Consider the following 13,434-nt stretch of genomic DNA (forward strand, 5'->3'; position numbering starts at 1 on the left):
TGGACGCGGTTCGTGGAATCAGACCGTTGCCGCAGTCTGGTAGCTGTATGTAATATATGAAATAATCTGTATTTTATTTATTATCGCTGTCGTTGAGTCTTGGCTGGTGTAACTGTACCGGCTTTGACGCTTTAGACTTCATTTTCAGGTTCAGCATCTCAATAAACACAGAGAATGCCATGGCGAAGTAGATATACCCCTTCGGAATATGCTGATCAAAGCTCTCCGCAATAAGTGATACCCCTATCAGTAACAGGAAGGAAAGTGCCAGCATCTTCACTGTTGGGTGCTTATTCACAAAATTGCTGATCCCTTCAGCTGCTAATACCATCACACCTACGGCAATGATCACTGCAACGATCATGATCTGGATATGATCAGCCATACCCACCGCTGTGATCACCGAGTCAAGTGAGAATACTATGTCCAGCAGTAGGATCTGGATAATGGTCCGTGCAAAGCTGGCCGGCCTGACATTACCGGTTTCATGTTCTCCTCCTTCCAGTTTTTCATGTATTTCTGCCGTACTTTTGTAGATCAGGAATAAACCTCCCAGTAAGAGGATCAGATCACGCCCTGAGATAGCGGTCGCGCTTAACCATTTCCCTGACTGTATACCTACCCAATCCCCGACGTTAAACAATGGCGCAGTAAGCGACATGATCCAGCTGATAGACAGCAGCAACAGGATACGGATGAACATTGCCAGGGTAAGTCCCAGACGCCGTGCCTTCTTCTGTTTTTCAGCAGGTAGCTTTCCCGCCAGGATAGATATAAAAACAATGTTGTCAATTCCTAATACGATCTCAAGTACACTTAAAGTCAGAAGACTGATCAGTGAGTCGACTGTAAACAGGCCTTCGGCGGAGAAAATACCTTCCATGATAAATTTGCATTATAGGTTTGATGGCAATCTTACTGAATTTTAGTCTGCCGGGAAATTCCATTTGATAGCCGGCGGATCATTCCTCCGAAAATAAAAAAGTGGAAAGGCAGCATGGCATACCAGTACAACCTTCCCCATAAGCCACGGGGGCGAAAGGTAGCCGTCTGTTTCAATACCTGTTGACTATCCTTCTCTACTATCTGAAATTCCAGCCAGGCTTCTCCGGGTAATTTCATTTCTGCGAATAACAGCAACCTCCGCTGCTGCCTGTCTGCCACCAGTACCCGCCAGAAGTCCAGGGCATCTCCTGCATGTATTTCCTGCGGATCGCGGCGTCCCCTGCGTAATCCTACTCCACCTACCATTTTATCAAGAAAGCCCCGAATACGCCATAAGGTATTGGCATAATACCACCCGTTATTTCCGCCGATCCGCCATACATTATTCAACACAGCCTCCCGGTCTGTGTCTGTACTTAGCGTGATGCTTTTCTCATCTTTCAGGCAACCGAACGTGGGTACTTCAATATTGTCCATCCATGTTTGGGGTGTATTAGCAGAAGAGAAAGAATCTTTCCAGCTACTGGTGACCAGGTTCTGCTCTATCTTTCCAAATGCCAGCTCTACGGCTTTTCTATAAGGCAGCAGTGCTATACCCAGTTCGGCTGCCAGCTCGTTGGGCCTTGCCGTCACATCAATTTTCATACTATCTACCAGATTAACTGCCAGCGGGTAGGAAGTGGATGTAATAAAATAAAGCCAGTAGGAAGAGAGGCGGGGTGTCATCACAGGCAGGGTGAGGATATACCTGTTCAGTTTCCTTACCTCCGCATATTGTAGCAACATCTGCTTGTAGGTAAGTATACCAGGGCCGGCAATATCGTAGTTCTTATGATAAGTGTGTTCTTTACCCAGTACGCCACATAGAAAAAAGATCACATCCCTGATAGCTATCGGCTGACAACGGGTGTTCAGCCAGCGTGGCGTGATCATAATGGGTAACTTTTCCACCAGGTCGCGTATGATCTCAAACGAAGCACTGCCAGAACCAACAATAATACCTGCCCGTAATGCCGTTAATGGTACCGAACCCTCTTTTAGTATATTTTCTACCTGCAGCCTGGAGCCAAGGTGCCTGGAAAGCTCCTGCTGGTTGACTATCCCCGTAAGATAAATGATCTGCTTACAGTTAGTGCTGCTGATAAGCTGAATGAAATTCCTGGCAGAAACGGCCTCCTTCTCCTCAAATTTGCCCGCGCTACTCATCGAGTGCACCAGGTAGTAGGCCACATCAATATCAGCAGGAAAGCCGGTCGAATGCTCCTGCTGAAGAAAGTCAACTTCTATGACTTCTACCGGATAATCATGCTGTTTGTTGAACCGGTCCTTGTCCCGTACACAACAGATAATATTATGTCCCTGTTCCAGCAGAACGGGAATTAATCTTTGTCCGATATAGCCGTTAGCGCCTGTCAGCAGTATCTTCAAAATGAAAGTGATTGATAGTTACCTAAGATAGTACAAAATCTGCACCAGTACAGCAGTGAACATCAGCGAGTAAAAAAGCGGGAAAACCCATAGTTATTGGATACTTTTGTTACATTAACCCTTGTTTGACGATATATGAGTATAAAAGTTATTGCCTTTGATGCGGATGATACATTGTGGATCAATGAACCCTATTTCCGCGAAACAGAAGCGGAGTTCTGCCAACTGATGGAAAATTACTTACCGCAGCACACTGTGGCACGTGAACTACTGCAGACAGAAATAAAAAATCTGTCCCTCTATGGTTATGGTATTAAAGGTTTCATGCTCTCGATGATAGAGACGGCCCTGACAATATCCAACAAGACCATTGATATCTCTGCTGTAGAAAAGATTATTGAGTATGGTAAGGCGCTGCTTGCACGTCCGATAGAAGTACTGGACGGTGTACCTGATGTACTCTCCGCCCTGAGAGATAACTACCGTCTTGTGGTGGCAACAAAGGGAGATCTGCTGGACCAGGAGCGTAAGCTGCGCAATTCCGGTATCCTCCATTATTTCCATCATGTAGAGGTCATGTCTGACAAACAGGAAGCTGATTATCGCAAGCTGCTCAAACACCTCGACATTGTGCCTGAACAGTTTCTCATGATCGGTAATTCTTTGAAGTCGGACGTGTTGCCGGTGCTCGGTATTGGCGGAAGTGCTATTCACATTCCCTATCACATCACCTGGGAACATGAGCACGTAGACGTACATATAGATAATCCCAATTTCCGGCAGGTAGAGCATATCTCAGAAGTGCTGCCGCTGTTGTATGCACCATCAATGTAGCCCCGTAACCAGTAAAATTTACTGCGTATCTGTCCTATACTGTCCCAGCAGTAGCGGGACTTCCTGTTGCTTTTTAATGTGCAATTATTAAGCAGGATTTACTATTTTGTAACCCACGTTAGAATTCCATTTTACTCAACTACTCAAGTCAAAAGAATGAAAATTAAATGGATGGTGTGTTGTGCACTTCCAGTGGTTTTCATGTTACCACTGGGGGCACAAGCCGGCATTAAACAGGTCTCACCCGGCGCCTACACTCCTCCGGCTTATGAAGCGTTGCCATTGGGCCGTGTTAAGCCTGCCGGCTGGCTGAAACGACAGCTGCAGCTCATGCGTCGGGGCTCATCCGGCCACCTGGATGAATATTATCCCAAAATTAAAGTCGACAATGGCTGGCTCGGCGGCCGTGGTGATGGATGGGAAGAAACACCCTACTGGCTGGACGGCGCCTTACCACTTGCATATCTGCTGGATGACCGGGAACTCAAAATCAAGGTACTGCGTTATGTGAACTGGACACTGGATCATCAGCGTCCAAGCGGTTATTTTGGTCCGTTGACCCATGGAGAGATCACAGGAGATGTGACTATCGATGCTGCTCATGCGAATGAAGGTGAGGACTGGTGGCCGAAAATGGTCATGCTGAAAGTATTGCAGCAATACTACTCCGCTACGGAAGACAAGCGGGTGATCAAGTTTATGTCAAAGTATTTCCGTTACCAGATGGAAGCCCTGAAAAAAGCACCCATCGGCAAATGGACCGAATGGGCACAATCCCGTGGCGCGGAAAACGTCATGATAGCACAATGGCTGTATGGTATCACCAAAGATGATTACCTGCTGCAACTCGCTGCACTGATCGACCAGCAATCTTTTCCCTGGACCACCTGGTTTGGTAACCGCGATTGGGTGATCAACACCGCTACCTACCGGAACAATACCCAGTGGATGAACCGGCATGCCGTAAACGTGGCAATGGGCCTCAAAGCACCAGCTGTCAACTATCAGCGTACCGGTGAGCAGCAATACCTGCAGAACCTGCGTACCGGCTGGCAGGATATGATGACCATCCATGGTTTACCGATGGGAATTTTCTCTGGTGATGAAGACCTGAATGGTAATGATCCTACACAGGGCGTAGAACTCTGTGCTATTGTAGAGGCTATGTACTCACTGGAGAATATCAGCGCCATCACCGGAGATGTGTTTTATATGGATGCTTTGGAAAAGATGACGTTCAATGCGCTGCCGGCACAAACTACGGACGACTACAATGAGAAGCAGTATTTCCAGATGGCGAATCAGCTGCAGATCAGTAAAGGGGTCTTCAATTTCTCACTTCCTTTCGACCGTGAAATGTGTAACGTATTAGGTGCACGCAGCGGCTATACCTGTTGCCTGGCTAATATGCACCAGGGCTGGACAAAATACACGGCACATCTCTGGTATCAGGCACCTGATGACGGACTGGCAGCATTAGAATACGGCCCCTGCACAGTGACGGCCGAAGTAGGAAGGAAACATAGAGAGGTCACGATCACTGAAGTAACAGATTATCCTTTCAGCGACCAGATAAAGTTTCAGTTCAGCATTAATAAAGAAACAACATTTCCATTACAGCTACGCATTCCTGCCTGGTGTGATGAAGCAGTTATGCTGCTGAATGGTCAGCCACTCAGAAAAGATAAAGGTGGACAAATGATCACCATACAGCGGGAATGGAATGACAAGGATGAACTGGTCCTGCAATTACCGATGCGGATCAGAACAGGCACCTGGGGACGCAATTCCAGTGCTGTAGAAAGAGGGCCGCTGGTATATGCCCTGAAACTACAGGAACGCTGGGAGAAGGGTACGGATGCAGCAGAAGGTGCATATTTCAGTGTATATACGCCCGACGACTGGAACTATGCGTTACGCAGACAGGACGTGCGCCACGCAGCTGATAGTATGAAGGTGACCATGGAACGTCCACTGGACTCGCTGTTTACCTGGAATATTAAACATGCGCCGATAGAGATCACTGCAAAGGCCAGAAAGATCCCTTCCTGGAAGATATTGAACGGAGTCGCCTATCAGCCACCGACCGACAGGGAAGGGCTCTATAAAGGCCCCGTAGAAACCACCGTGCACAATATTACTTTAATTCCTTACGGATGTACAAAACTCAGGGTAGTTGCTTTCCCTGTAGTCCGATAAACTAAACTTATACAAATTGAAAAATATTCTCACTATTGCCTTTTTGCTGATCGCCGGATTTGTACAGGCACAGTATACTTCCTGGAAAGGGAACTGGATCACAAATACCGAAGATACTACTGCAACAAAGGCACCCTATTTCAGGAAGACATTCCGGCTGGACAGGAAAATTACAAATGCTACCGCTTATGTGGCAGGCGTAGGTTACCATATCGTATTTGTAAATGGTAAACCTGTTACTGATGCGGTACTGGAGCAAGCCTACACCCGCTATGACAAGCGGTTACTCTACAAGGTATACGACGTGACTTCGCTGTTGCCAAAGCAGGGCTTACAGAGCATCGCCGCGGAGCTGGGCAACGGATGGTATAATATCCAGTCGCACGCTGTGTGGGGCTTCCAGAATGCACCATGGCGCAATACCCCCAGGCTGTTATTAAACCTGGTGGTTCGTTATGAAGATGGTACTACCGAAACGATTGCTACAGATGATAGCTGGAAGTGCGCAACAGGACCCAGTCAGTTTAACTGTCTGTATTCCGGCGAGATCTATGACGCACGTCAGGAAGTACCAGGGTGGAACCAGACAGCTTTCAATGATGCTGCCTGGCAACAAGCATTGAAGACCTCCTCTCCTGGCGGCGCCTTACATGAGCAGATCATGCCTTCTATTAAGGTGATACGTCGCATCAAACCTGTATCCATGAAAAAGCTGGGTAATGGTAAATACCTGTTTGATATGGGACAGAACTTTGCCGGAGTGGCAACGCTGAAAGTAAAAGGAAAAGCCGGTACAAAGGTAACCATGTACTACGGAGAGGTGCTGAAGGACGGAGCACTGGACATGGTACACAATACAGAGCATATGCGTAGTATGCCCGGCGAACTGCGCTTCCAGACAGATGTCTATTATCTTAAAGGAGGCAGCCGGGAAGAGTTCACGCCGAGATTTGTCTACCATGGATTTCAATACGTACAGGTAGAAGCTGACAATGATCTCGCATTAGATGCAAAATCACTCGAAGGTCTTTTTTATAGTACGGGTTTTGAAGAGGCAGGACATTTTACCAGTTCTGATCCGATGATCAATAAATTGTATGAGGCAGCCCGCCAGTCTTATCGTAGCAACTTCCTGAGCATTCCGACGGATTGTCCGCAACGTGAAAAGAACGGGTGGACGGCAGATGCTCATATCTCTGCAGAAATTGGTCTCTGGAACTATAAAACGGCGGAAGGATATCGTAAATGGTTAAATGATGTACGTGATGCACAATTGCCTAGTGGGAGTATGCCCGGCATCGCACCATCCAATGGCTGGGGATACGATCGTGCAGGCAGTGAGGAATTCACTTTCGGACCAGCCTGGGGAAGCGCTTTAGGATTTGTTACCTGGTATATGTATCTCTATCATGGCGATACCGCATTGGTACGTGAACACTATGACGCATTCAAAAAGTATACAGATGTCGTGGCGAAAGGAGCAGAAGGCTATCTGTTCAGACATGGTCTTGATGACTGGATGTCACTCGTGAAAACACCTGTAACGTTCACCTCTACAGCGTACTTTTATACAGATGCCGTACTGGTCGCCAAGATGGCAAAAGTATTAGGTAATACAGCGGATGAGAAGGCCTATACTACACTGGCTGATAGCATCCGCTCCGCATTTAACCGGGCTTACTTTGATAAGGCTACCGGTCATTATAAAGATAGCACTATGACGGCGTTGAGTGCTGCCGTATTCCATGAACTGGCAGCGCCGGAGGCAGTGACTAAAGCCGCTGCACAACTGGCGGCCAAAGTACAGCGTAGTAACTATCATGCTGATTTTGGTGTCATGGGAACGAAGTACGTATTGCCAACATTAAGTGAACATGGTTATGCAGATATTGCTTTCAGTATGCTCACCGATACCGGTTATGCTGGTTGGGCACACTGGATCGCCAATGGCGCCACGACCCTGTTTGAAGACTGGCCGGGAGAGCTCTCTCACAATCACATCTTCTTCGGCGACTATTGTGCCTGGTTTTATAAAACACTGGCAGGCATCCGTCCTGATGAAAATGCACCAGGGTTCAAACACTTTTTTATTCAGCCGGCATTTGTTAAAGCGCTGAACTTTGTAAAGGCCGATTACGAGAGCAGGTACGGCATGATCAAAGTAGAATGGAAACGGGTCGATAAAGGTATTAAGCTGTCGGTTGAAGTGCCATCTGCAGCTACACTACGTCTACCTGTAGGTGTATTAAAAGGAAAACAAACAAAACTGGTGACAGTTGGGGACCAGCAGTATGATGAACTGTCATTACAACAGGGTAAATATACATTCGATCTGCAATAACCATCAATATCTCATTAGAAAGCGCCTGGCGGTAACGCCGGGCTTTTTTCGTTTGATAATAAACGCTATATAAAACAATACTATCCGTTTACGGATAAATATTGATTGGTGCTTTTAAGATGATGAAATAAGTGCAGATCTGATAAGAGAAGAAGGCCGTTCGTGGTAGCGGACAATATTCACTGTAATAAAGACGTCCGTAATCATTTTGAGGGAAGGCACTTCCGGTGAAGACCGGTGCCGTGAAGTTTACTTCTTTTCTGAAGCGGCTCTGTAGATAACCTGGTTTTGATATTCACCTACGACTACTTTGCCGAAAATCGTCCTGGTCCATCCATTTTCAAACCCATGGTTGTTAGCGATCAGGTAACCTTTGTGCGCATCCATTTTGATGATCTTATGCGCGTCAATGTAATGTCCTTTTACTTTACAGAATACAATATCGCCGATCTTGTACTCACTGGCTTTTTCAAAAGTCAGGGCGGTGCCACTTTTAAGAATTGGTAACATTGAGCTGCCAAATGCCTTCATCCTGCCTTTGCCGGTAGCTTCCAGCTCGCTTTTTAATCTTTCGTACTTGTTCATATATGATGGTTTTCATTCTCTCTGGTTTTAGCTACAAATTACGGATACATGTGTGCACCCTATTTGCGCAGTAACAAAATAAATTTCCTGCCTGTCACCGCGGCCTGGTATAACAGGAGTCCTATTTCTCTCCTGTTACAGATGCTGCGCCTTTGGCTGCGCTCAACAATAGGAAGCGTTAGCGGCAGCAGCATTAAACACAAAAACTGATACTATTTTAATATTAATAATTGTTATTATGTGATTAGTTGTGAGAATTAATTATCTGATTTATAGTGTGTTGTATTTTTTGATGACTTAGTCATCAATATACCAAGGGACGAACAAGCAACGAACTAGCGGAGAACTAGCGACGGCCAAGCGTCGAACCTGTGTCAAAATTGTATCAGTCCAAATGATAGAAGCGTTGTCAGAAGCGGTTCGAAAGACGTTCGGTTGACGTTCGTTTGAGGCGTCTTTGAGGTAGCTTTATCTTACGTTCATCCTAAGTTCAAAGACGGAAGAGGAACGTAAGATAAAGCCGCCTCAAAGACGACTCAAGTATAGGTCAAAGCCTGCTATACCCAATATCTCAACTAATGGAAATTTTTTGCTATTTTTCCAGCGTTAATCTAACAAACCTATGCTGGTCAACACACTAAAAGTACTCTCATATATCGGCGGTAAGTTGCTCGAATTTGCATGATTTGTCCTGAATATCATTGTCGAACTGGTAGTAGACGTAATATGGGAAACAATATGCAGCATATTCCTGGGCTAAAGGAAACACCCACTCCCTCACCTCACAAAGAAAAACAATATTCACAACGGAAAGACCGTACGCAGCAACGGTGCAGAAGTGAACAACTGCCCTTAGTTGTTTGAAGTATGCCGAACCTTTGCACCAGGGGTTTCATCCAACCCTCTACACTCACCCTATCCCCAACACCTAATCGCCCGGAACTTCAAAGAACTACAGCCAGTTGTCACTCCTGCAGCCGTTGCCAGAAGATCAATACAATATTTATTGTAAGACTAACTATATCCTCAACAGGACAATGACAACTACAGCCAGTTGTCACTCCTGCAACCGTTGCCAGAAGATCGACGCAATATTCACTGTAAGCCCAACCATTGCCTACACTAAAATCTATGAAGATAAAAATTCAACGCAGGATGCTTCCCCTCACTAATCGTCACATACCCCGAATTATCCGGCATTAACGCAATCCCTTCTCCCTGCTGCTCCGGCACATAAGGCAATACCGTCGCCGGCCTCGCCATCGCCGCTTCCACACTTTCTCCCGACTGCCGCGTCCAGTAATACACCCTGCTTTTATCCTTGATCACAATATGCCTCCCATCCTGTGAAATATCCCCCGCAGTGATCCATGTATAAGGTACCGTCCCTACTTTCTGCCACGTTACATTTTGCCCGTCTTTAAAATTCAACGGCGTTTTATAGATCCCTACCGCCTTCTCACGTTTGCTCAACACATACAGAAACCCGCCCAGTGGATCCACCATCAGTGTCTCTGCATCTCTCGGTCCATCCGGAAAAGTAAGGTTCAGCACTTCAGGCCTCATCGCCACCTTACTACCAGGCAACTGTGCCGGCACAGCAAACCTGTAAATATGCGTATGCAGGTCCAGCCGGATATTGTTACCAATATCGCCAACATACACATATTGCTTGTGTGGAATTGGACCGGCTCCCTCCGCTATGTCTTCCCAGTCGCGGTTTTTAGTGCCCTCCAGTTGTATGGTGCTGATCAGTTGTCCCTTATTGTCCAGAAGATATACCTCTGGTTTATTGCCACTGTCATTGTGTGTCCAGAAATGTCCTGGCAGTGTTTTACTCGCTGCAAGTCCGGATGCCTCCGCAATAGCAGGTGATTGTACAATCCCGAGTACCTGCGGCTTCTCGGCCTCATTCAGCGCAGCCTTTTTCTTCGTGTCCGACTGTTCCTGTTTATCTTTCTTCTTATGATCTTTCTTCTTTTTCTGTGCAGTTGCTGTAATTGTAATGGATAATGAAATGAACAGCAGACTGTTAAAGATTGTCAGTTTACTCATTATACGATACTACGAAATAATGAGGATATAACCCGTTCTAAACCAGGCCTGTCTGTAAAGCGACCTTTACCAAGCCCGCTGTGTTTTTTACCTCAAGTTTGTGTAGCAGGCTGATACGATGGTTTTCTACTGTATGCAGACTGAGGAAAAGTTTGTCGGCAATTTCCTGGTTGGTGTGTTCATCAATGATCAGTTCCAGCACTTCTTTCTCCCGTCTTGTCAGTGCCGTATTCTTCTTCTCTGATTTCTTGTTGCGGAACATATCATCTATGAGCATCTGATTAAGGGCCGGAGAAAGGTACTGACCGCCTTTCTGTACTGTTTCGATTGCCTGGATAATGGTGGTGTCGTCAGAATCTTTTAACAGGTAGCCCATACATCCCAGTTTCAGCATTTTTTTCACCAGGAAAAGAATGTCTGTACTACTCAATACCAGTATACGTACCTGAGGATAGCTCTTGATGATGCTGGCAGCCAGTTCAGGGCCGCTCAGGTCGGGCAGGTGCATGTCGAGCAACAGTACGTCCGGCTGGCGTTCTTTAAGGCCTTTTAAAAGCGCATTGCCATTAGGATAGATATCTGTTACTTCTACATGGGCAGCATCACGTAAGATATTACAGATGCCGTTGGCAACAATGGGGTGATCATCAGCAATCGCTAGTTTGATAGGCATGTCTCGAAGTATTATTTTGTTTAATTCCAATTTCGATATGTACGCTGGTTCCCTCGCCAGGTACACTGTCTATATGTAAAAACCCGCTTAGCGAATTTACGCGTTCCCGGATGGTTTTCAATCCTATACCGTCCGATTGTGCATTGGTTAACATGCCATTGCCGTCATCTTCTACAGTCACTGCCAGCTGTGTTTCATAACAGGCGATCTGTACGATGGCATGTTTTGCATTGGCATGTTTAAGAATATTATGGATAAGTTCCTGTATAACACGGTAGATGGTGAGTTCAGCCTCCGCTGACAGGCCGGTACAGATTCCCAGGGACTGAAAATTGACTTCCAGTGTATGCCCTTTGTTGACCCGCTCACAGAACAGGGCAGTGGCCTTGATAAGACCTTCCTGTAGGAGTATTTCCGGCATCAGGTTATGTGCTGTTTTGCGTAATTCAATAGAAGCCTCTTCCAGCAGCTGCAATACCTCCCGGAAGTCTTCCGTTACATCGGTGGTAGTATGCCTGCGGAAGATAGCACTAAGACGCGTGCGGATCGTCCCGAGGGTACCGCCCATTCCGTCGTGCAGGTCACGGGCAATACGGCTACGCTCTTTTTCTTCACCGGCTATCATCGCCTGCAGATTACTGATCTGTAGTTCCTGGCGCAGGTTACGGATCTTCTCCAGCTGTAACTTCTGTTTATGCAGGTTGTTACGGTATATCAGCAAACTAACAAGCAGAATAAGCAATAGGCCGGAAGATACCGCAATGATTAGCATGTTTTTGGTCTTGATCCTGCTCTCATTACGGGTAATAGCCAGCTGTTTTTCTGCCAGTTCTTTGTTCTTGTCAGCGATCCGGTATTTCATCTCCAGGTTGTACACGAGCTCCAGTTTTTCCACTTTCATCATGCTGTCCCTGACAATATTATATGCCTTTCTGTACGCTGCTGCTTTTTTATATTGTCCCAACGCCTCGTAGGCATCTGCCAGTACCTGGTTACCTCTGCCTATCAGCAGATGTATCATATGGCGGTCTTCGGCATCTTTCAGTGCCGGTAAGGTAATGGCAACTGCTTTGCTGTATTGCTGCTGCATCAGATAGCCCTGCCCGATACAGATGTCTGCAAAGATCTGATGCCTGTTGCGGATATGATTGTTAGGGGGGAAAAGCGCTTTTGCTTTCTCCAGGTAACGGATGGCTGGCGCTGGATTTTTATCGTCCAGGTAGGTCAGTCCGGTATTGATCAGCAGACCGGCTTCCATGCTGGCGGACATTTTTTTGGTCTTACCCATCTGGATGGCAGCAGCACAATACGCACGGGCGGAATCATTCTGCAGGATGTTATTAAAGTATCCAGCCTTATAAAAGTAAAGGAGGACCAAACCCATCGTGTCTTTTTTTACTTTAGCACTGTCCACCAGGTTATTCACATGCCCCATTACCTGCTGGATATGCATGTCGTTCTGGATGTTTTCGTTGATGTTCAGCCAGAAATCGAGCAGACTACAGTATACACGGGTCTGCATCTTGGTATCTTTTATATTATGGGCTTCCAGTACATCGAGGGCAGTATACCTGTAAAAGGCAGAGGAATCGTATTTTCCTTTATAATAAAATGTCTGTGACATGAACAGGTAGACGTTCAGCTGCATCTCCAGCCCCTCCGGATTGTCTTCACAATAATGTAACGCCATTCGTTCACATGACAGGGCTTTATCCTTTTCATTGTTATTGTTATAACACATGGCAAGCCCCGCCAGTGCATGGGCAACACCGTTATTGTACTTCAACATCCGTGCGTCTTCCATGCCGAGATAAAACAGCCGCATGGCATCAGCGGTGGCAGTATCCTTTTTAGTATTGGCCAGTTTCAGCAGACTATCCACATGTTTTTTACTTGTTGTCGCATGTGTGACATTTTGTGACAGTTGGTCTTTTACCACCTGGGCAGTAAGGGTCTGACTGTTACCGGCCAGTAATAACAGCATGAAAAGCAGCGTCCATCGGATAGTTCCGTGGAGCAGGTTACTAAGGTTACCCATCATTAGAAGTCATTTCATTCTCTTTGTGGCATCATTGGCAATTATTCCTGTAAAATTGACAGTTATTACAGGAGACGAAAATAGATTCTGGTTGCAACAAAGGATTTTCCTATAAAATAGCGTCGTTACGAATATAAAGTTTGGTTGATTCCTGTGCACCAAGATAAGAATTAAATAGTGGTTTACCGCTATTTTCTATAAAAGGGGTTTACCCTGATGCAATAACCTGTCCACTTGAATAATTTTAGCTTTTGAAAAAAGGAACATAGAGCACAACGGACTAAAGGGGGTTTGAGAATTGAGCGTTAATTCGTTACAGCTAAATCTAATGCTTGG

At 46.1% G+C, this 13,434-nt stretch carries 9 protein-coding genes; 3 read left to right on the forward strand and 6 right to left on the reverse strand.

Features of this window, described 5'->3' with window-relative positions; genetic code table 11:
* Positions 1-73: 73 nt before the first annotated feature.
* Both GWR21_RS24100 and GWR21_RS24105 read right to left on the reverse strand, forming a co-directional pair.
* Positions 74-883, reverse strand: a complete 810-nt coding sequence (locus tag GWR21_RS24100) for a TerC family protein (protein WP_162334183.1) — start codon at positions 881-883, stop codon at positions 74-76.
* Positions 884-915: 32 nt separating this feature from the next.
* Complete coding sequence (locus GWR21_RS24105) at positions 916-2,373, reverse strand: SDR family oxidoreductase (RefSeq protein WP_162334184.1); 1,458 nt, start codon at positions 2,371-2,373, stop codon at positions 916-918.
* Positions 2,374-2,508: 135 nt separating this feature from the next.
* Between GWR21_RS24105 and GWR21_RS24110 the strand changes: the two genes are divergently transcribed.
* From GWR21_RS24110 to GWR21_RS24120, 3 genes are all read left to right on the forward strand, one after another.
* On the forward strand, positions 2,509-3,207 hold the full coding sequence (locus GWR21_RS24110; protein WP_162334185.1) for an HAD family hydrolase: 699 nt from the start codon (positions 2,509-2,511) through the stop codon (positions 3,205-3,207).
* A gap of 156 nt (positions 3,208-3,363) precedes the next feature.
* Positions 3,364-5,406: a beta-L-arabinofuranosidase domain-containing protein gene (locus GWR21_RS24115; RefSeq protein ID WP_238429976.1), complete on the forward strand. Its 2,043-nt coding sequence runs from the start codon at positions 3,364-3,366 to the stop codon at positions 5,404-5,406.
* Between the two features lie 16 nt (positions 5,407-5,422).
* A complete protein-coding gene (locus GWR21_RS24120) occupies positions 5,423-7,747 on the forward strand; it encodes a family 78 glycoside hydrolase catalytic domain (protein WP_162334186.1) in 2,325 nt (774 codons plus the stop codon).
* Between the two features lie 249 nt (positions 7,748-7,996).
* On the opposite strand, the gene GWR21_RS24125 is transcribed toward GWR21_RS24120, so the two are convergent.
* From GWR21_RS24125 to GWR21_RS24140, 4 genes are all read right to left on the reverse strand, one after another.
* Positions 7,997-8,332: a S24 family peptidase gene (locus GWR21_RS24125; RefSeq protein ID WP_162334187.1), complete on the reverse strand. Its 336-nt coding sequence runs from the start codon at positions 8,330-8,332 to the stop codon at positions 7,997-7,999.
* A 1,122-nt stretch (positions 8,333-9,454) separates the two neighbouring features.
* On the reverse strand, positions 9,455-10,387 hold the full coding sequence (locus tag GWR21_RS24130; protein ID WP_162334188.1) for a hypothetical protein: 933 nt from the start codon (positions 10,385-10,387) through the stop codon (positions 9,455-9,457).
* A 37-nt stretch (positions 10,388-10,424) separates the two neighbouring features.
* The gene (locus tag GWR21_RS24135; protein WP_162334189.1) at positions 10,425-11,060 is read right to left on the reverse strand and encodes a response regulator; all 636 of its coding nucleotides are present in this window, start codon (positions 11,058-11,060) and stop codon (positions 10,425-10,427) included.
* Complete coding sequence (locus GWR21_RS24140) at positions 11,035-13,101, reverse strand: sensor histidine kinase (protein WP_238429979.1); 2,067 nt, start codon at positions 13,099-13,101, stop codon at positions 11,035-11,037. The genes GWR21_RS24135 and GWR21_RS24140 overlap by 26 nt, the downstream gene beginning before the upstream one ends.
* Between the last annotated feature and the right edge of the window lie 333 nt (positions 13,102-13,434).

It is taken from the genome of Chitinophaga agri (assembly GCF_010093065.1).
Lineage (GTDB): Bacteria > Bacteroidota > Bacteroidia > Chitinophagales > Chitinophagaceae > Chitinophaga > Chitinophaga agri.